This window comes from bacterium (assembly GCA_030685015.1).
Classification (GTDB): Bacteria; CAIWAD01; CAIWAD01; order CAIWAD01; family CAIWAD01; genus CAIWAD01.
On record JAUXWS010000059.1, the window covers coordinates 55,359 to 74,946 of the forward strand.

Consider the following 19,588-nt stretch of genomic DNA (forward strand, 5'->3'; position numbering starts at 1 on the left):
GGCGGGCCCGGTGGCACGAGAGGAAGCTGCGCCGCGCGGCGGACAGCTTCCCTTGCGGCGCCAGTGGGGGATGGCTATGTTCCAGCCACGGGAATGGATGCCGACCTGGTGGAGGCCGCGGCCTTCAAAGCCGTTGCGGGGCAGTGCACCTGTCCTGGCTGGGTTCGATTCCCAGACGTTCCCGCCAAAAGGGCTCCCGCCGGGGAGCCCTTTTCGCGCCGATCCGGCCAGAAGGCTCTCTACCGTGGACCTGTTGCTGTCCCGAAGACAAGACAGCAACTCGGACGAGGGCGATGTCCTCTTGCCAAGTTGATTCAAGGGCGGACCACTCACTGAATCCGTACCTTCTGCCATGGCACTACATCCTGCATTTCCTGTTTCCCCCTTTGCCGTGCTGGATCCAGAACACCGCTGGTTTCCTGCAGCGGAGGATCTGCGCACCGCGTCCATGGGCAAGCTGCTGCCACCCTTGGTCAGCCAGATCCGCCGTGAGGTGAAAGCCTGGAGGGAAACCGGCTATCCTGGCGCGTCCCCGACGTCAGCCGCCCTGTTGAACTGGTGGTTCGGTCGGGACCATCAGATCGAGCTGGTCGACGGGAGCCTGAAGGAGTTCCACTACTACTTCGCTCAGCGGGAGGCGGTGGAGTCCGTCATCTGGCTCCACGAGGTCCGGCAGGTGCATGACACGTTCGACCTCTTGCGCTTCGACGCCACCGGACAGGTATCGGCCGGCATGTTCGACGAGGACTGGCCGCGCTATGTCATCAAGATGGCCACGGGCGCCGGCAAGACGAAAGTGTTGTCCCTGCTGATCGCCTGGAGCTACTTCCACAAGCTCTACGAGTCCGACTCCCGCCTGTCGCGCAATTTCCTCGTGATCGCGCCAAACATCATCGTCCTGGACAGACTGCGCGTGGACTTCGACGGCCACCGCATCTTCTTCACGGATCCCATTCTGCCCGACAACGGCCACGAGGGTCGTGCCTGGCGCGACGACTTCCAGTTGACCCTGCACATCCAGGACGACGTGCGCGTCGTGCGCGACGTGGGCAACCTCTTTTTGACCAACATCCACCGGGTCTACCTGTCCGATGTACCGGAGCCATCGCTGGATGACGATGACCTCCGCGACTACTTCCTCGCTCCTTTTGGCGATCGGCCGACGGGCAAGACCACGGACAGCCGCGCGGATTTGGGCGAGATCGTCCGCGACATCGACGAACTGGCCATCTTCAACGACGAGGCACACCACATCCACGACCCGCGGATGGCCTGGTTCAAGAGCCTGCAGGACATCCACCACCAACTCCTGCAGCGGGACCGCCGCCTGGCCTTGCAGGTGGACGTCACCGCCACGCCCAAGCACGACAACGGCAGTCTTTTCGTGCAGACCGTCTCCGACTATCCTTTGGTGGAGGCCATCCACCAGGGCGTGGTCAAGCATCCCGTCCTACCTGACGCCGCCAGCCGCGACCGCCTGCAAGAGGTGCCCAGCGCCATCTTCTCCGAGAAGTATGTCGACTTCCTGCGCCTTGGCATCGAGGAGTGGCGCAAGAGCCGGGAAGAGCATGAGCGGCTTGGCAAGAAGGCCGTCCTTTTCGTGATGGTGGACGACACGAGGAATTGTGACGAGGTGGGCGAGGAGCTGCAGAAGCTCTGCCCCGAACTGCAGGGCGCCGTGCTTGTCATCCACACCAAGAAGAACGGCGAGATCTCAGAGGCCTCCAGCGGCCGGGACAAGGACGAGCTGGACAAGCTGCGGCGGGAGTCCCGCAACATCGATTCCTGGGAGAGCCCCTATCGGGCAATCGTCTCCGTGCTGATGCTCAAGGAAGGCTGGGACGTGCGCAACGTGACCACCATCGTCGGGTTGCGCGCCTACTCCTCCAAGTCCAACATCCTGCCCGAGCAGACGCTGGGCCGCGGCCTGCGCTGCATGTATCCCGGCACCGGGATGCGGGAGACCGTTTCCGTGATGGGCACGCCGGCTTTCATGGAATTCGTGGAGTCGATCCAGAGCGAAGGCGTCACCTTCGAGCGCGTGCCCATGGGCGAGGACGTGGAGCGCAAGGACTCGCTGCTGGTGGAGGTCGAGAACGAGTCGTCCACCAAGGATCTCGAGACCCTGGACATTGATCTGCCCCGCCTGAGCCGTCGCTTCCAGCGCGACTACCGCGACCTGGAGGAGCTGGAACCGACCGCGCTGCCCGCCGCCAGCTTTCCCCTGAAGCCATTCTCGGCGGACGAGTTGCGCATGATCGTCTTCAAGACCCTGCTGGACGGAGAGATCGATCACACGATCACCCTGGACGGCCTGGGCGTGGCAGACTACCGCTCCGTGGTGGGCTTTTTCGCGCGCTCCCTGCTGAACGACCTGCGCCTCGTGGGCGGCTACGACATCCTCTTCGGCAAGCTCAAACAGTACCTCCGCGACAGTCTCTTCGCCACCGCTCCGGTGGAGCTGGAGGACCCGGTGGTGCTGCGCAACCTGGCCGAGCCGGAGGTGGTCAAGCGCGTCCTGGAAATCTTCCGCGCCGCCATCAACGCCCTCACTGTGCGCGACCAGGGCAACTGCCGCATCGAGGATCGCCTGCGCCTGCGTCAAGTCCGACCCTTCCGCACGGACTGGCGCCCACACCTGACGCCGCGCAAGTCGCTCTTCAACCGTATCGTCGGCGAGGCGCACGCCGAGGGCCTGGAGTTGGCCTTCGCCCGCTTTCTGGACGAGGCCCCCGACGTGGTCGCCTTCGCCAAGAACTATCACGCCGTCGGTTTCAAGATTGACTACGTGAAGAGCGACGGCGACATCTCCGCCTACCTGCCGGACTTCCTGGTGAAGACGGTGGACGGCACGGTCTGGATCGTGGAGACCAAGGGCCGCGAGGAGCTGGAGCTGCCGCGTAAAATGACTCGCCTGGCCCAGTGGTGCGCCGACGCCAGCGTCGCCGAAACAGATGGACGCCGCTACGACTTCGTCTACGTTGACGAGGAGGGCTTCACGAAGCACAGGCCCACCACCTTTGCCGCGCTGGCGGCGGGATTCCGGGAGTACAAGGATCTGCCATGACGTCGACCCAGCTCCATGATTTGCTTAAGAAGCTCCTGGTCGATTGGGAGGGCGAGTGTGTGGAGTTCAAGCGAACTATGGAGGACTCCAACGCGGCGCGGATGGGCGAGTACTTCTCGGCGCTAAGCAACGAGGCCAACTTGAGGAGCCGGGAGTCAGCGTGGCTGGTCCTGGGCGTGGACAACAAGACCAAAGCGGTCGTCGGCACAGTTTACCGCCGCGACCACGCGTACTTGCACACTCTCAAGCACTCCATGAAGCAGGGATCCGGTTTCACGTTTCGCGAGATTCATGAGTTGCAGACTGACAAGGGTCGGGTCTTGCTCTTCGAGATTCCACCCGCGCCTCGTGGCATTCCAGTCCCGTGGAATGGGCACTACTATGCCAGAAGTGGCGAGAGCCTTGTGGCCTTGGATATCGCCAAGCTCGACGAGATTCGTAGGCAGGCGGCTTCCGAGGATTGGTCGGCCGCGGTCTGTGAGCGGGCCACATTAGATGATCTTGATCCCGCTGCGCTGGAGAAGGCTCGCAGTGTGTTCCTAACCAAGCATGGCGTGCTGGGTGGAGGAAACCTACCGGACGATGAGATCCGTGGCTGGAGCAATCTGGAGTTCTTGAACCGCGCGCGGCTGACGATTGATGGCCGGTTGACGCGGGCAACCCTGATTCTACTGGGGAACCCGCAGTCAACACACCATTTGAGTCCTTACGTCGCCGAGATGACTTGGAAGTTGGAAGGCGAACAGCAGGACTACGAGCACTTCGCTCCGCCCTTCCTGCTCAGTACCTCCCGCTTGTTCCAGCGTATTCGCAACCTGCGTCTTTCCCTCTTGCCCGCGGGCCAGCTGGTCCCTGTTGACGTTCTTAAGTACGATCAGCAGATCGTTCTCGAGGCGCTGCACAACTGCATCGCACACCAAGACTATCACAGCTGCGCGCGGGTCGTGGTCATCGAGCGCCCAGGTGAACTTGTGTTTGTAAACGCGGGCTCCTTCTTCGATGGCCAGCCGCTGGACTATGTCCTTGGAGATCGAGTGCCGCAGCGCTACCGCAATCGTTTCTTGGCCGAGGCCATGGGTCAGCTCCGCATGGTGGATCGCATGGGTCTCGGCATTCAGCAGCTGCTTTTCCTCAAGCAGGCCCAGCGTCGGCTGCCGCTGCCGGATTATGACTTGAGCGACCCCGCCAACGTGAAGCTCACTCTGCCCGGACGCTTCATCGATGAGAACTACAGCCGCGCCTTGCTGGTCAACGGGGATTTTTCGCTGAAGGAGATCCTGGCCCTGGACCGCGTGCAGAAGCGGTTGCCCATTGACGACGCCACCTTGCGGGACCTGCGGCGGAAAGGCTTGGTGGAGGGGCGCAAGCCGGCTCTCCACGTGTCGGCCGGAGTCGCCGCCGCCACGGGGAACAGGGCCAACTACATCCTGACCAAGCGGCAGGATGACGCACACTATCAGCGTTTGATCCTCGACTTCATCGAGCAGTTCAGGGCAGCTAGTCGCGATGAGTTGCGCACCATGCTTGCTGGCAAGTGGCCCGAAATTCTCTCCGAGAAGCAACGTGAAGACAAGCTCCACAATCTCCTGACCGCCCTAAAACGCATGGGAAAAATCGAACGAGTCGGGGGCTACCAAAGCGCCAAGTGGAGGCTTGCGTCACGGTTGAACCCAACTGACAGGCATTGATTAACCGAAGCAAGCAACCGAGTCGATGGGATAACATTTTGATTATCAACGGCCTTCCTCTGGTAACTCACTGACAAGAACGGACCCGAAAACCGAGAGCACCCATGGCCCGCATCCCCACCCTGGACTTGAGCGACAGCGAGAAGCGCGACATCATCCAGTTGATCCAGAAGGACCGGCCCCTGCCCGACAAGTACCGCTTCCTTCTCTTCGAGGACAAGCGGCAGGTGGAGCTGGTCTGGAACGGCAAGAGCCGCGAGGTCTGCACCACGGTGCTGCCCTTCCAGAGTCTGGAGCACATCGACGAGCCACGCAAGGAGGCGCCGGCCGATCCCCAGTTCGGCCTCTTCGACACCCGCGGCCGGCAGGTGCAGGGCTGGACCAACAAGCTCATCTGGGGCGACAACAAGCTCATCCTCTCCAGCCTGAAGGGCGGCGCGCTGCGCCGCCAGATCGAGGAGGCGGGCGGGCTGAAACTGATCTACATCGATCCGCCCTTCGACGTGGGCGCGGACTTCAGCGTGGACATCGAGATCGGCGGCGAGAGCTACCACAAGGAGGCCAACCTCCTGGAGCAGATCGCCTACCGCGACACCTGGGGACGCGGCGCGGACTCCTTCATCGCCATGATCTATGAGCGCTTGATCCTGATGCGTGATCTGCTGGCGGAAGATGGGAGCATCTATGTGCATTGTGATTGGCGGGTAAGTGGATACCTAAGGTTGGCATTGGAAGAAACGTTCGGCCGCGACGCGTACCGCAACGAGATCGTCTGGCAGCGAACAAATGCGCATAACGAAACTGGCCAGTATGGCCGCGTGCATGACACAATCCACTTCGCATCAAAGTCCTCCGTCGGCTACATCTGGCATCCGGACCTTGTGTCATTCTCTGAGGAACAACTGGCGCGCTATAAACAGGACGATGCTGGCCGCTACTACACGATGCAGGATATGACGGCACCACGCCCTAACAGCAATTCGGGAAAATTTGAGTGGCGCGGAACCCTCCCATCTCAAACACGAGGTTGGGGCTACACAATCGATCAACTTGAGTCGTGGTGGGCAGAAGGTCGAATCGCAACAAAGCGCGACGGCACACCAAGGATGGATGGTCTGATTGTTTATCTCGACGATAAGGCAGGCCAAGCTCCTCAAACGATTTGGTCGGATGTATCACGCGTGACAAACACAGGATCAGAACGACTTGGCTACCCAACTCAGAAGCCCGAAGCTTTGCTAGAACGCATCATCCAGGCCAGCAGCAACCCCGGCGACCTCGTCGCCGACTTCTTCTGCGGCAGCGGCACCACCGCCGCCGTGGCGGAAAAGCTGGGGCGCAAGTGGCTGGCCACGGACCTGGGCAAGTTCGCCATCCACACCACGCGCAAGCGCCTCATCGGCGTGCAGCGGCAGCTCCAGGCGGAAGGCAAGGGCTTCCGCGCCTTCGAGATCCTCAACTTGGGCCGCTACGAGCGCCAGGCTTATATCGGTTTGGAGTGCGGCAGCTCGCTGCCGCTTTCAAAGCGACGGCAAGCCGTCGCACTCCAAAGAGAACGCGAGTTCCGCGAGTTGATCCTGCGCGCCTACCAGGCCGAGCCCCTGGCCGACCAGAGCTTCTTCCACGGCAAGAAGGCCGGGCGCCTGGTGGTCACCGGCCCCATCAACCTGCCCGTCGGCCGCCTCTTCGTGGAGGAGGTGATCACGGAGTGCCGCAAGCGCGGCGCCAGCCGGGCGGACATCCTCGCCTTCGAGTTCGAGATGGGCCTCTTCCCCGCGGCGCTGGGCGAGGCCAAGGAGAAGGGCATCGATCTCCAGCCCAAGTACATCCCGGCGGAGGTCTTCGACAAGCGCGCCGTGGACAAGGGCCAGGTCGTCTTCCACGACATCAGTTTCGTGGAGGCCACGCCGCGTTACGACCCGGCGGACAAGCTCGTCCTGCGCGTGGAGCTGACGGACTTCTCCGTGTACTACACCCAGGCCGGCCTGGACGAGGTGACAAAGGAGCTGAAGGAGGGCAAGAGCCAGATCCTCTGCCACGAGGGCCAGCTCTGGAAGGTGGGCAAGAGCAAGGAGGGCGTCGTCACCCGCGAGCGCCTCACCAAGCAGTGGACAGACTGGATCGACTACTGGGCCGTGGACTTCAACTACATGAGCCGCAAGGAGATCATCCAGGTGCGCAAGGACGAGGGCGTGCAGGAGGAGAAGCCGCTGAACTCCTTGCTGGACGAGAGCGCGGTCGCCCCGCCCTTGCCCTTGGAGGACTTCGAAGAGCGCTGGACGGGCGGCTACATCTTCGAGAACGAGTGGCAAAGCTTCCGCACCCGCCGCGAGCGCAACCTGGAGCTGGTCAGCGCCCCGCATCGCTACCACAAGCCCGGGCGCTACACGCTGGCGGTCAAGGTCATCGACATCTTCGGCAACGACACCATGATCCTTGTGCCGGTCTCCGTCGGCTGATCGTCAGAGCTCAGGTTCGAAAAGAGGAAGTTTCCGGACCAGCTGGATGGCATCGTCCAGGGCAAGGCCCGCCTCGATCGAGATCCACTGCCCCGTGTGCCGCTGCCAGGCCAGGGTGAACCAGGGGCCGGTGCTGTTCTCCAGCCGCGCCACCGACGACTCGAAACGTTCTCGGACGCCGTCGCGCTCCGGAGTCTCGTAGATGGTCATGATGTAGAGGAATCGCCCTCGCCGCCGGGTGATGTAGTCCACCCGCTGATTGAAGGGGCAGGCTGGATCGAAGGCGGGCAGGGTGGGCCGGTAGCGCTCCTCCACCAACTGCTGAAGAGCCGCCAGGGCGGCGGATTGCGCCGGCGTCCCCACCTTTGGACGAGCCGCTTCCTTGACCCAGATGCGATTCATCTGCCTCCCGGATGTTTTGACCAAGCCTTTGGCTGCTAGCCCTCCCGACGCAGCTCCCGCCCCTTGACGATGACAAAGGCGATGAGGGCGACGGCGAAGAAGAGGAGGAGCATCCAGGCGATGGCGCCCAGGGTGCCGATGGCCGTCTGGTAGTTCTCCAGCACCAGCCGCTCGCTGGTCAGGGCCAGGGCCTGGCCCAGCTTGTCCTCCGGCATGACGTAGCGCTCCAGGGAGTGGACGCGCACGCCGCCGGAGACGCCCACCACGATCATGGCGAAGGACAGGTAGCGCTCCCAGGCGGCGGCGATCTCGTCCGCGATGATGCGCTGGAGGATGCGCCCCACCGGATTGCGGAAAGCCCGCGCCACGGCCGCGGAAAGAACCAGGGCGATGACCAGGGTGAGTCCCATCAGGGCAAAGAACATGTCAACCTCCTTGGACAGGTGTCGGACGAAGGGTCGGACACTCCGGCAAGATATGCCGACGCCGGCACTTTGCCGGGAACCCCGCCCGGGAATCAGCTTGTCGATCGGGTAAGGCGCGGAGGTCGTCCGGTGGCCGAGTCGCGCCCGGTCAGCGTGTCGCGGACACGGCCGGGGGGCCGAGGTTGGACAGAGAGGCCGCCCCTGTGGGCCATTGGCTGGCTGGACAATGATGGTGTGCGGCTCCATCACCGGAGATCGACTGTCGAACTTTTTGGACAGGTGTCCGACCCATGGTCGGACACCTCGGCAGCTTGTGCCCAGTCGGGCTCCTGCGAGTGGCCCAAGACTTCCTTCCCTAAAGGGCAATTCCCATGTTGGCGGCACTTCACGCCTGTCACATGGAGCGTCCCATGAGATCCCTGTTGCCCCTCTTCTGCCTGGCGCTGTCCACCCTGGAGGTCCGGGCCACCGTTCCCCAGCGCCCGGAACAGCTCTGGGAGGGCCCTGTGGTCGAGCGCCCCCGGCGGGAGGCCGGCCCCGCCCGCGAGATGCCGGCGCCGCTGGGGCCTTTCTGCTGGCTGCGCGAATACGAGCAGATCAGCGACTTCCTGGCCGTCTGGCAGGTGGGCAACCCGGCCAGCCCCAACTACGGGGGCATGATCGAGGCGGAGGCGGGGCCGCTGGGCGGCGTCATCCAGACCGACAACACGCTGGAGGCGATCTGGGTGTGGTCCAAGCGCCGCGCCTGGACCGGCCGCACCGACCGCGACGCCAACATCGCCGCCGCCTGGACCTACTGCACGAACTACCCGGCCTGGGCCGAGGAGGGCGCGCCGGGCGACAATTACTACCGCGCCCACAACTGCGCCTGGGCCCTGGGCGCCTGCCGGGAGTACGAGGCGGCCACCGGTGACACGACGAGGCGGGCCTACGCCCGAACCTGCGCCGCCTACATCGCCCAGCATCCCCTGCCGCTGCCCGCCAACGCCAGCCTCAACGCCTTGGTGACGGGCTGGTGCGCGGGAAGCCTCTACGAGCACGCCGTGGCCGTGGGCCGGGAGGACTGGCGCGCGGCCGCCCTGGAACAGGGTCTGGACCTGCTGGACTGGGTGGAGGCCAACCCCGCCCAATGGCTGGCCTGGGACGAGTGGGCCATGAGCGGCGGCACCATCCTGTGGGGCCTGTGCCGCAGCGTCTTCACCGAGGCGCCGCTCTACGGCCAGCATTGGCTGCCGGACCATGTCTTTCACGTGCCGGATTGGACGGACTGGCACAACGTGGCGGGCTACGACTGGGACAGCAGCTGGAACGTGGCCTACGCCAACGGCCTCTTCGCCGTGCAGGACGCCACTGGCGACCCGGTGAGCGCGGAGCGGGCGCGGCGCATCACCGAGGGCCTGCTCTCCCTGGACACGGACGACGACGGCGGCATCATGGCGGACAGCCACGATCCCGACACAGAGGACATGAGCTGGGTGACCTGCTACCTGGCCCGCTTCGGGCTGGCCCGGCTCATCGGGCAGCCGCCGGTGCGGGATGCCGCCCCCCTGCGCCTGCACGGCCTGGTGGATGAAGAGGTGGTCGTGCAGGGACAGCCCTGGGAGCTGGCGGTGATCGTCGCCAACCACGGGCTGGAGGCGGCCGCCGGCGTCACAGTGAGCCTGGAGGTGGACGGCGTGGTGTCGTCGGGGCAGGTCGATCTGGACTTCGCCGACCTCGACACCCTCGTCCTGGCCACCTGGACCCCTGTCCTGCAAGGGCGACACCGCATCAGGGCCTGGACGTCCTGGACACAGGACGGAAACCCCGCCAATGACACGCTGGCCGTGGACCTGATCGCCCTCTCACCGCCCCTGACTCGCCGGGAGTCCAGCGGGGACGACGGCCGCCTGAGGGTAGAGCAGGCCGACTGGTCCTTCCGGGTGGAGGCCCCCGCCACCGGACCGGTGCGTGTCGTCGTCTACAACCTGCTGGGCCAGCAGGTCTTGAATGAAATGCGCGATGCGCCGAGCCCCGGCTGGCTGCGCCTCAACCTCGGGCCGATCGGGACGGGCCTGCCCGCGGGCCTTTACCTTGCACGCGTGGAGACCGGCGGACGCGGCGCTGTGCTGCGCGTGCGGCATCTGCGCTGATACCCCCCCCGGCGGCGCAGACCACTCACCTCCTGGTGCGAGGTCCCGCCTGTCCAGTCTTGGAGCGGAAGCGGTGCGGGGCACGGGGGATGTGCCGAGTGTCATCCGCCACGACCTGTCGGCGTCTGCATCGAGCGGATGAATCTGGAGTGGCGGCAGGCCCGGTCCGGGATCAGGCCGCCGCCGAATGGAGAGAGGAGTATGGAAGTCCTGATCACCGTCCTTCTCGCGGCGCTGATCGTCATGGCCTTGCGCCATGGGCAACGGGGCGGAAGACGAGCCATTGACGTGTCGGGTGAACCTGTCGCTCCAAAGTTGACGAGAGTTGAGGCAGAGAGCTCGCGCGCGCGCCGTGAGGGCGCTCCCGGGCCGAAGGAGGAACTGCTGAAGGTGTGCGCGCCGCTGATCGAACTGGCGGACTCGCTGGATGCCGAAGAACTCCGGCGTCACAAGGTCTTTCTGGGGGCTGTTGACAAGCTCAGCCGCGCTCCGGCGAGCCAGTTGCTCGGTTGTCTCGACGAAGAGAGCCATTCCGTGATCGATTCAGCCGTGCTGACAGCCCTGCACCGTGTCGCCACCGCCGAGGATGTGGACGCATTGATCGACAGGCTGCACCTGCTGGATGCCCGGGCGGGCGGCCAGGCCCTGAGCCTCCTGGTGGAACTTGCCGAGACTCCCATCGTGGTCAAGGTCCTGATGGCCACGGCCCGGCACTGGTTGGGTTCCTACGATCACCGCAAAGCCCTGAAGCGCTTTCTGAAAATCATGCTCGAACGCGGTGAAATCCCTCATCTGGATGCGGATGCGGATCGGCAGCTGTCGGATGCCGACGTGCTGAGAACCATCAGTCAGTTGGTCGGCGAGGTCTCGCACGCGGGAGCCGACGCGCTGCGGCGCGAGTTGGCCCGCCTGGAGCAGGCCCAGTTCCTGGACACGATCGGCCGTCTCCTGCCTCCAGCGCCGCTGCCAGATGAGCCCGTCTCCACCGCGGAGATGGAGAGCCTGAAGGATGGCGCACTCGATGCGCTGCTGTCCAGTCCAGGTCGCTCCGTCCTGCTGACGGGCCCTGCCGGAGTGGGCAAGACGGCCCTGGGCAACATGATTGTGCGGAGCCTGGCGCAGCGGGGCTGGCGCGTGTTCAGTGCCGAGGCCCAGGACATCATCGCCAACATGAAACACCTGGGCGAGCTCGAACAGCGACTGCTCGATGTAGCCGAGGCCCTGAGGTCCAGCACCCCCATCGTCTGGCGGATTCAGGACCTGATCCCGTTCCTGACCGCGGGCAGCCATGAGCATGACCCCACGGGCGTCCTGCCCAAGCTGCTTCCGGCGCTGGTGGCGGGCAAGTACCTGTTGCTGGCGGAAATCCGCAGGGAGTCCCTGGACGCCGTTTTTCGGTCGGCGCCCAGACTTGAACCCCTCTTCCGCATCATCCGCCTGGAGGAGCCATCTGCCGCGGACATGCTGCAGTTGGCGCACGACTGGGCCGCCGGGCGCGACCCGGCCGTCTGGCCGGCCATCCCGGATGCCCTGATCCAGGAGGGCCAGCGCTACGCCGCCCAGCTCTGCGGACAGCGGGCCCTTCCCGGACAGTTGCTGGACCTGTTGGCGTCTGCCCAGGAGGTCGCCCTTGAACGAGATCAGCCGGTGGCGGCCCTTCAGCACGATGATCTGCTGGGCGCTCTGTCGCGCCTGACAGGCCTGTCGCGCGACATGCTGGATGAGCGTCGCTCCTTGAACCTGGACGAGTTGCGAGAGCTGTTCCGCCACCGCGTGATTGGGCAGCCGGAGGCGGTGGAGTGCCTGATCGAGCGCATTGCCCTCTACAAGGCGGGGCTCACCGATCCCACCCGCCCCACGGGCGTCTTCCTCTTCGCGGGACCCTCCGGCACGGGCAAGACCGAGATCGCCAAGACCCTCGCCGAGTTCCTCTTCGGCACTCCCGAACGCTTGCTGCGGCTGGACATGAGCGAGTTCAAGACCCACGAAGACCTGGGCCGGCTGCTGGGGACAGGTGGCGACTCGCTGCTGGACCGCATCCGCGCCCAGCCCTTTTCCGTCGTCCTGCTGGACGAATTCGAGAAGGCGCATCCCGAGACGTGGAGCCTGTTCCTGCAGGTCTTCGATGATGGACGCCTGAGTGACCGTAGCGGGCGGCTGGCCGACTTTCGCAATGCCATCATCATCCTGACGTCGAACCTGGGGGCGACCCAGCCGACGGGGGCGGGCATGGGCTTCAGCGGCACCGTGGCGGCCTTCTCCACGGCCCTGGTGGAGCGCGCCATCACGGAGACCTTTTCGCGGGAGTTCATCAATCGCCTGGATCGGGTCGTCATCTTCCGTCCGCTGGACCGTCACGCCATGCGCCTGATCCTGCTCAAGGAGCTGGATGCGGCCTTGGCGCGCCGCGGCCTGCGCCGCCGCGATTGGGCCATCGAGTGGGAAGACGGGGTGATCGAGTTCCTGCTCGAGGAGGGTTTCACTGTGGATCTGGGCGCCCGGCCGCTGAAGCGCGCCATCGAGCGCCATCTCCTGACGCCGCTGGCGCTGGCGATCGTGGAACGGCGCGCGCCAGAGGGCGGGCAGTTCCTGCTGATCCACCGTGATGGCCAGCGCCTGCGCGTCGAGTTTATCGATCCGGACACGCCGGCGGTGGCGCTGCAGTCCACCGCGCCACCCCAAACAGACGAGGCGGACGATCTCCGCTCCCTGGTGCTCGAAGGTTCCAGCCGGCCTGAAGAGATCGAGCGTCTCGCCAGCGTGCACCGGAAGCTCGCCGAGACGGTGGCGGGCGCCGGCTGGACCGCGCGCAAGGAGGACGCCTTCGCCCGCCTGAACGCGTCCGGCTTTTGGGAGGATCTTGGGCGCTTCACCGTGCTGGGGAGGATCGAGCTGCTGGACCGCATCGAGACCAGCCTCGAGAGTGCCGGGTCCCTCCTGACGCGGCTCACGCTGACGGGCGCGAACCGGCCGTCCTTGCCACCCCAGACCGCGCAGCGACTGGCGCAGCAGCTCTTTCTTCTGCAGGCGGCGGTGGCCACGGTCGAAGAGAATGCCCCGAGCGACGCCTTCATCCTGATCCAGGCCTGCCATCCGGCCTTGCGCGAAGCCCAGCGTCTGGTCATGTTCCAGGACCAGCTGGCGCGCATGTACCACGCCTGGGCGCAGCGGCGCGGCATGCGCTTGACGAAGCTGGATGTCCCGGACGAGGCGGCGCGCGACGGCCAGCGGACACTGCTGGCGATTTCGGGCTTCGGCGCCCACCGCCTCTTGTTGCCCGAGGCAGGCTACCACGTGCTGGAGGTGCCCCTGCCCAACGGCCAGTTCAAGCGCCTGTCCCTCCGTGTGCGGGTAGCCCCCCAACCTGAGGCGCCCGCCGCCGGGCACCGTGAGCTGGTCGCCCAGGCATGCGCCTCGCTGGAGCTGGACAAGAGCAGCCCGGCGGTGGTGCGACGCTACCGCGAGCGCCCCACCCCGCTGGTGCGCGACGAGGTCCACGGCTGGCGCAGTGGCCGGATCGACCGTGTCTGGGACGGCGAGTTCGACGTGATGAGTTGAACCTGGTGTTCAATGTCAGCCAGGGGGAATGGATGCGAACACCCATGCGAACCTCTGGGACATCATTGCGCGGCAGGGAGGAACGCACCCGGTCCGGCCGCATCCGCCGCGGGCGCAGTGGCCTTGGCAGGAGGCGGCGGCTGTTGTGGCTGCTGACCCTCGCGTTGTCGGCTGGATGGCCGGCGGCCCTCGCCGCCGCCGCTCCCTTCTCCGCTCTTGCGAGCGGCACGATTGTCCCCGCGCGGACGACCCCCGTTCGCTTGTCGGAGAATGCTCGGGACTGCCTCCCGCGGAAGGACGCTCAGGCCAGGTCGAAACGGTCCAGCTCCATGACCTTGGCCCAGGCCGCCACGAAGTCGCGCACGAACCTGGCCTGGGCGTCGTCCTGCGCATAGACCTCCGTCAAGGCCCGCAGCTGCGAATTCGAACCGAAGACCAGGTCCACCCGGGTGGCGGTCCACTTCAGCGTGCCTGTGGCGCGGTCGCGGCCCTTAAACAGGTCCGCCGCCTCGCAGGTGGGCGTCCAGACGGTGCCCATGTCGAGCAGGTTCACGAAGAAGTCGTTGGTGAGAACGCCGGGCCGCCTGGTCAGGACGCCATGGGGCGACTGGTCCACATTGGCGTCCAGCGCGCGCAGGCCGCCCAGGAGCACGGTCATCTCCGGCGCCGTCAGGGTCAGGAGTTGCGCCCTGTCCAGCAGCCGCTCCTCGGCCGGCACGCGGGAGGAGGCCTTGAGGTAATTGCGGAAGCCGTCGGCGACAGGTTCCAGCACCGCGAAGGAGTCCACGTCGGTCTGTTCCTGGGAGGCGTCGGTGCGGCCGGGGGAGAATGGCACCTCGACGGGGTGGCCGGCGGCCTGGGCCGCCTGCTCCACGGCGGCGCCGCCGCCCAGGACGATCAGATCCGCCAGGGAGACTCTCCGGCCGCCGTTCTGCCCTCCATTGAACTCCTGCTGGATCTCCTCAAGCGTGGCCAGGACCCGGGCCATACGGGCGGGCTGATTGACCTCCCAATCCTTCTGGGGCGCCAGGCGGAGGCGCACGCCGTTGGCGCCGCCGCGCTTGTCGGAGCCGCGGAAGGTGGAGGCCGCGGCCCAGGCGGTGGTGACCAGGTCGGACACCGACAGGCCGGCGGCGAGGATCCGGTCCTTGAGCCGGGCGATGTCCGCCGCGTCGATCAAGGGATGGTCGACGGCGGGGACGGGATCCTGCCAGATCAGGACCTCCGCGGGAATCTCCGGCCCCAGGTAGCGCGGGCGCGGACCCAGGTCGCGGTGGGTCAGCTTGAACCAGGCGCGGGCGAAAGCGTCGGCGAACTGGTCGGGGTGCTGGTGGAAGCGGCGCGCAATGGGCTCGAATCCCGGATCCAGGCGCAGGGACAGGTCCGCCGTCGTCATCATGGGACGGTGCTTCTGCGACGGGTCGTGGGCGTCCGGGATCATGTGCTCCCCGCGCACGTCCTTGGCCAGCCACTGCCAGGCCCCCGCCGGGCTCTTCACCAGCTCCCACTCGTAGCCGAAGAGCATGTCGAAGTAGCCGTTGTCCCAGCGCGTCGGATGCGGCTTCCAGGCGCCTTCGATGCCGCTGGTGGTGGTGTGCGCGCCCAGGCCGGAGCCGAAGCGGTTCTTCCAGCCCAGGCCCATCTCCTCGAGGGGGGCGGCTTCCGGCTCGGGGCCGACCAGGGCGGGATCACCCGCGCCGTGCGCTTTGCCGAAAGTATGGCCGCCCGCCACCAGCGCCACCGTCTCCTCGTCGTTCATGGCCATGCGGCGGAAGGTCTCGCGCACGTCGCGGCCGGAGGCGACCGGGTCGGGCTTGCCGCCCGGCCCTTCGGGGTTCACATAGATGAGGCCCATCTGCACGGCGGCGAGGGGATCCTCCAGCTCGCCGTCCGCGCCGGTGCGCTGGTCGCCCAGCCACTCCGCCTCGGCGCCCCAGTAGACGTCCTCCTCCGGCTCCCAGATGTCCTCGCGGCCACCGGCGAAGCCGAAGGTCTTGAAGCCCATTGACTCCAGCGCCACGTTGCCCGCCAGGACGAGGAGATCGGCCCAGGAGAGCCGGTTGCCGTAACGCTGCTTGATGGGCCAGAGCAGCCGGCGCGCCTTGTCGAGGTTGACGTTGTCGGGCCAGCTGTTGACCGGCGCGAAGCGCTGGTTGCCATGGCCGGCGCCGCCCCGGCCGTCGGCGATGCGATAGGTGCCCGCGCTGTGCCAGGCCATGCGGATGAAGAGGCCGCCGTAGTGCCCCCAGTCGGCCGGCCACCAGTCCTGGGAGGCGGTCATCAGGGCGTGGAGATCCCGCTTGACGGCGGCCAGGTCGAGCTGCTTGAACTCCGCGGCGTAGTTGAAATCCGCACCCAGCGGATTGGACAAGGCCGAGTGCTGGTGCAGGATCCTGAGGTTCAGCTGCCGGGGCCACCAGTCGCGGTTCGATTGCATGCCCATCGTGGTGCGGGCGCCATGGTGGCCGGTAACCGGGCATTTTCCTTCAAGTCTCATGGGATGATCCTTTCTAATGGCTTATATGTCACGGGGTCTGAGCGAGAAAGCGGCCCGGACCCTTTCGTCCTGCTTGCGGATCGTCTCCTCGTCGCCGGCCAGCCGGGCCAGCCCGGCGCCGCAGCGCAAAACGGCCTTGGAGCAGAGCAGGACAGCCTCGAAGCTGCAGGGCATGGGACGGTGTGTCGTGTCTTCCTCGTGTTCTCCTGTTGATTTGGACTTTGATCGATCGGTGATGGGATCCGGGAGCCGAGCTTAGCCGGCCAGGCGCAGCAGGCGCGCGGCGCGGCATTTCATCAGGTCGCTCATGAGGTGCTCCTTTGCCTTGGCCGTCGTTGCCGGGAGTGTTGGCAAGGGCCGTGCCAGCTGGCGTCGCAAAGGCGAATCCGTTGTCAATTAAGAGCTTTCTCTTGAAGGGCGCAAGGTCGAATTGCGAAGCCCGCAGGAAGAACCGAGATTTCGGTGTGACGGAAGCGAAATTTCGGTTGTCAACGATATCTCGGTGAGCCATGTCAAGCAATGCCTTCCTCGATGACCTGCTGGACCTGGCCGGACAGCCCGAACGACTGGATGACGCCATCCATGCCGCCCTGGACGAGCTGGGCCGCCTGGTGCCCTATGATCTGGCCGCCTATTTCGAGTGGCGCCAGGAGGCCTTTCAGCCGCGGGTGCTGCGCGGTTCGCTGGCCGAAGCTGCCCGGGCCGCCGGCGGCGGCCGGGTGCTGGACCCGCGCGAGCTGCCCAGCATCGAGCGGGCCTTCGCCCGGGGCGGCCCCTGGGTGCTGAGCGAGGCCGAGCACGAGGCCGAGGGCGATCCCTGGGACGGCGTGCTGGACCTGCCCCACGGCCACAGCTGCCTGCTGCTGCCTGTGCAGGCGGCGGGCGAGCGGCTGGGGCTGATCACGATGGATCGGCAGGCCTGCGGACCTTACGAGGATCCGGCGGTGGGCATCGCCGGCCTCACGGCCCGCATCCTGGCCCAGGCCGTGCTTTTCGCGCGGCAGGCGGCCCGCCTCCACGAGCTGAGCGCCCTGCTGGAGGAGAGGAACCGGTCCTACCGGGAATCCCGCACGGGGGAGTGCCATGCCGTGGCCTGGCTGGAGTCCTCCCGCTCCCCGGCCATGATCACCGTGCGTGAGCAGGCCCGTCAGGCCGCCGCGTCCGACGCGCCCGTCCTCATCAGCGGCGAGACGGGCAGCGGCAAGGAAGTCCTGGCCCGCGCCATCCACGAGTGGAGTCTGCGGCGGGGCCGGCCCTTCCTCGCCGTCAACTGCGCCGCCCTGCCATCACAGCTGGCGGAGAGTGAACTCTTCGGGCACGTGCGGGGCGCCTTCACCGGCGCCGTGCGCGACCGCCCCGGCCTCTTCGTCGCGGTGGAGGGAGGCACACTGCTCCTGGACGAGGTGGGGGACCTTCCGCTGGAGGTGCAGGCCAAGCTGCTGCGGGCCCTGCAGGAGCGCACCGTGACGCCGGTGGGGACCAGCGCGCCGCGGCCGGTTGATCTGCGCATCGTGGCCGCCTCCCACCTGGATCTGGCCGAGGCGGTGCGGGCCGGGCGATTCCGCGAGGACCTCTTCTTCCGCCTCCACGTGGTGCCCCTGCTGCTGCCTCCCCTGCGCGACAGGACGGAGGACCTGGAGCTGCTGGCGCGCACCATCCTGGCCGAGCTGGCGCGTGGCCGCGTGGCGCGCTGGCACCTGGCCCGCGACGTGCCGGACTGGCTGGCCGCCCAGCCCTGGCCGGGCAACATCCGCCAGTTGCGCAACGTGCTGGAACGGGCCACCATTTTCAGCGGCGACGGCTGGATCACGCGGAGGCTGCTGGAGGAGGGGGCGGGAGCCGCGGCATCGCCGCGGAAGCGATACCCGGGCCAGGACGAGGACATCCTGCCCACGCTGGAGAACTGGGAGCGGGACTACATCGTCCGCGTCCTGGAGCGCTGCGGCGGCCGCGTCTACGGCCCCGGCGGCGCGGCGCAGGTGCTGGGCCTGAAGCCCACCACCCTGCAGAGCCGGATGAAGAAGCTGGGCCTGCGCCGCCGGCACCTAACCGATTGAGCTGCGCAGCGACCGCGCCGCTCCCACCATGGCCCGCACCTTGGCCAGGGCCGTCTCCTCGGCGTTCATGGGATGCTCGCTGAAAGTGGCGAAGCCGCAGTCGGGGTTGAGGAAGAGCTTGTCGGATGGGTAGAGCTCCATCGCCTGCAGCACCCGCTCGACAATCTCCTCCACCGGCTCCACTGCCGTCGTGCGGGGATTGACCACGCCCAGCCCCAGTTCCTTCGAGCCGAAGCGCATGAGGTCGTCGGCACGCGGGGTGGCGTACTCCAGGACCAGCTGGCTGACCCGGATGCGCTCGAAGACAGGGGCCAGCGGCCGGTAGGATCCGGCGAGCAGGGTCTCCTCCCTCGTGCTCCAGTTGCCGCGGCACACGTGCAGGGCGCTGCGCGCCGCGCTTAGCTCATGGACGAGATCGGTCACGCGGTTGATCAGGCCCACGGCGAAGTCCAGTTCCTCCGCCGGATCCTGCCGGGCGGCCAGGGCGGCGCACATGAAGGTGCGGGTCCTGCCCTGGGTGAAGACCAGCTCGGTCAGCACCGGCTCATCCAGCTGGATCATCTCCACGCCCAGGGCGCACAGCGCCGAGCAAGGTCACCTTGACGGGCCGCCGCGTGACGGACTTGAGGAAGATCGCCTCTTCCTCGGCCAGGGACTCGCGCCGGGACACGCGCCCGACACAGATGGGATTGCGGATGGCCGTGGCGGGCACATCCAGCCGTTCCAGCAACTCCTCGAATCCCTCGCGATCCTCCACATGCTCCAGCATCTCCGCCAGACTCATGAGGCGGACGCCCGCCAGACGGTCCGCCACGAAGGAATAGAAGTTGTCGCGGGCCTGCTCTCCGTCGGTGACGATGTCCACCCCGGCCTCCTCCTGCAGCTCGACGCAGCGACGGATCTCGGCGCGGGCTACCTGGCGGAAGTCCACCGGATCCAGGTCCCCGCCTGCAGGCGGCGCTGGGCCAGCAGCAACTCCCGCCGGCGGGGCCAGCTGCCGACCATGGTCACGGGAAGGAGGGGCAGGGGGTGTCTCATGGGCTTCCTGACAGGGTTGGTCAAGGCGTGATCCCGCCGGACTCGCCGGCATCCCGCCGAGCGAAGAAGTCCAGCGCGCGGGCGGACTTCTCCAACGCCTGGAAGCCGGAGAGGCGACCGGGCCGCCAGGCCTTCAGGCCTTCCAGATCCATCATGCGCCGATGCTCGGGATTGGCGCAGTCCATGGAGAAGAGCACGTCCAGCCGTTGGCGCTCGCGGTCGGGAGCGAAATCGGACAGCACAGCGGGCGAGGGCTGTCCACCAG

11 protein-coding genes, 1 tRNA gene and 1 pseudogene are annotated in these 19,588 nt (G+C 66.5%); 7 read left to right on the forward strand and 6 right to left on the reverse strand.

Annotated features, from left to right (window positions below; translation table 11 throughout):
- Nucleotides 1–89: 89 nt before the first annotated feature.
- The 4 genes from Q8O14_08150 (at nucleotide 90) to Q8O14_08165 (ending at nucleotide 7,214) form a co-directional block, all read left to right on the forward strand.
- A tRNA-Sec gene (locus Q8O14_08150) sits at nucleotides 90–187 on the forward strand.
- A gap of 165 nt (nucleotides 188–352) precedes the next feature.
- The gene (locus Q8O14_08155; protein MDP2360711.1) at nucleotides 353–3,067 is read left to right on the forward strand and encodes a DEAD/DEAH box helicase family protein; all 2,715 of its coding nucleotides are present in this window, start codon (nucleotides 353–355) and stop codon (nucleotides 3,065–3,067) included.
- On the forward strand, nucleotides 3,064–4,755 hold the full coding sequence (locus tag Q8O14_08160) for a putative DNA binding domain-containing protein (GenBank protein MDP2360712.1): 1,692 nt from the start codon (nucleotides 3,064–3,066) through the stop codon (nucleotides 4,753–4,755). Before Q8O14_08155 ends, Q8O14_08160 begins: the two co-directional genes overlap by 4 nt.
- A gap of 104 nt (nucleotides 4,756–4,859) precedes the next feature.
- On the forward strand, nucleotides 4,860–7,214 hold the full coding sequence (locus tag Q8O14_08165) for a site-specific DNA-methyltransferase (GenBank protein ID MDP2360713.1): 2,355 nt from the start codon (nucleotides 4,860–4,862) through the stop codon (nucleotides 7,212–7,214).
- Nucleotides 7,215–7,217: 3 nt separating this feature from the next.
- On the opposite strand, the gene Q8O14_08170 is transcribed toward Q8O14_08165, so the two are convergent.
- Both Q8O14_08170 and Q8O14_08175 read right to left on the reverse strand, forming a co-directional pair.
- The gene (locus Q8O14_08170; protein ID MDP2360714.1) at nucleotides 7,218–7,616 is read right to left on the reverse strand and encodes a hypothetical protein; all 399 of its coding nucleotides are present in this window, start codon (nucleotides 7,614–7,616) and stop codon (nucleotides 7,218–7,220) included.
- A gap of 35 nt (nucleotides 7,617–7,651) precedes the next feature.
- On the reverse strand, nucleotides 7,652–8,041 hold the full coding sequence (locus Q8O14_08175) for a hypothetical protein (GenBank protein ID MDP2360715.1): 390 nt from the start codon (nucleotides 8,039–8,041) through the stop codon (nucleotides 7,652–7,654).
- Nucleotides 8,042–8,451: 410 nt separating this feature from the next.
- Between Q8O14_08175 and Q8O14_08180 the strand changes: the two genes are divergently transcribed.
- Nucleotides 8,452–10,173 carry a T9SS type A sorting domain-containing protein gene (locus tag Q8O14_08180; GenBank protein MDP2360716.1) on the forward strand — a complete coding sequence of 574 codons (1,722 nt, stop codon included), beginning with the start codon at nucleotides 8,452–8,454 and terminating at the stop codon, nucleotides 10,171–10,173.
- 390 nt (nucleotides 10,174–10,563) lie between these two features.
- A complete protein-coding gene (locus tag Q8O14_08185) occupies nucleotides 10,564–13,731 on the forward strand; it encodes an AAA family ATPase (GenBank protein ID MDP2360717.1) in 3,168 nt (1,055 codons plus the stop codon).
- 301 nt (nucleotides 13,732–14,032) lie between these two features.
- Here Q8O14_08185 and katG read toward each other — a convergent pair whose 3' ends face one another.
- Both katG and Q8O14_08195 read right to left on the reverse strand, forming a co-directional pair.
- Nucleotides 14,033–16,228 carry a catalase/peroxidase HPI gene (katG, locus tag Q8O14_08190; protein ID MDP2360718.1) on the reverse strand — a complete coding sequence of 732 codons (2,196 nt, stop codon included), beginning with the start codon at nucleotides 16,226–16,228 and terminating at the stop codon, nucleotides 14,033–14,035.
- 21 nt (nucleotides 16,229–16,249) lie between these two features.
- A complete protein-coding gene (locus tag Q8O14_08195) occupies nucleotides 16,250–16,402 on the reverse strand; it encodes a hypothetical protein (GenBank protein ID MDP2360719.1) in 153 nt (50 codons plus the stop codon).
- A gap of 335 nt (nucleotides 16,403–16,737) precedes the next feature.
- Here Q8O14_08195 and Q8O14_08200 point away from each other — a divergent pair, with 335 nt between their 5' ends.
- The gene (locus tag Q8O14_08200) at nucleotides 16,738–18,285 is read left to right on the forward strand and encodes a sigma 54-interacting transcriptional regulator (protein ID MDP2360720.1); all 1,548 of its coding nucleotides are present in this window, start codon (nucleotides 16,738–16,740) and stop codon (nucleotides 18,283–18,285) included.
- Here Q8O14_08200 and Q8O14_08205 read toward each other — a convergent pair.
- Both Q8O14_08205 and Q8O14_08210 read right to left on the reverse strand, forming a co-directional pair.
- A pseudogene (locus tag Q8O14_08205) lies at nucleotides 18,274–19,323 on the reverse strand (cobalamin-independent methionine synthase II family protein). The gene Q8O14_08200 and the pseudogene Q8O14_08205 overlap by 12 nt on opposite strands.
- Before the next feature lie 20 nt (nucleotides 19,324–19,343).
- Nucleotides 19,344–19,565, reverse strand: coding sequence for a hypothetical protein (locus Q8O14_08210; protein ID MDP2360721.1), 222 nt, complete (start codon nucleotides 19,563–19,565; stop codon nucleotides 19,344–19,346).
- Nucleotides 19,566–19,588: the final 23 nt, after the last annotated feature.

Coding starts and splice junctions, on each gene's coding strand:
- Q8O14_08155 (MDP2360711.1), top strand. CDS start 353: ATGGCACTACATCCTGCATTTCCTGTTTCCCCCTTTGCCGTGCTGGAT.
- Q8O14_08160 (MDP2360712.1), top strand. CDS start 3,064: ATGACGTCGACCCAGCTCCATGATTTGCTTAAGAAGCTCCTGGTCGAT.
- Q8O14_08165 (MDP2360713.1), top strand. CDS start 4,860: ATGGCCCGCATCCCCACCCTGGACTTGAGCGACAGCGAGAAGCGCGAC.
- Q8O14_08170 (MDP2360714.1), bottom strand. CDS start 7,616: ATGAATCGCATCTGGGTCAAGGAAGCGGCTCGTCCAAAGGTGGGGACG.
- Q8O14_08175 (MDP2360715.1), bottom strand. CDS start 8,041: ATGTTCTTTGCCCTGATGGGACTCACCCTGGTCATCGCCCTGGTTCTT.
- Q8O14_08180 (MDP2360716.1), top strand. CDS start 8,452: ATGAGATCCCTGTTGCCCCTCTTCTGCCTGGCGCTGTCCACCCTGGAG.
- katG (MDP2360718.1), bottom strand. CDS start 16,228: ATGAGACTTGAAGGAAAATGCCCGGTTACCGGCCACCATGGCGCCCGC.
- Q8O14_08195 (MDP2360719.1), bottom strand. CDS start 16,402: ATGCCCTGCAGCTTCGAGGCTGTCCTGCTCTGCTCCAAGGCCGTTTTG.
- Q8O14_08200 (MDP2360720.1), top strand. CDS start 16,738: ATGTCAAGCAATGCCTTCCTCGATGACCTGCTGGACCTGGCCGGACAG.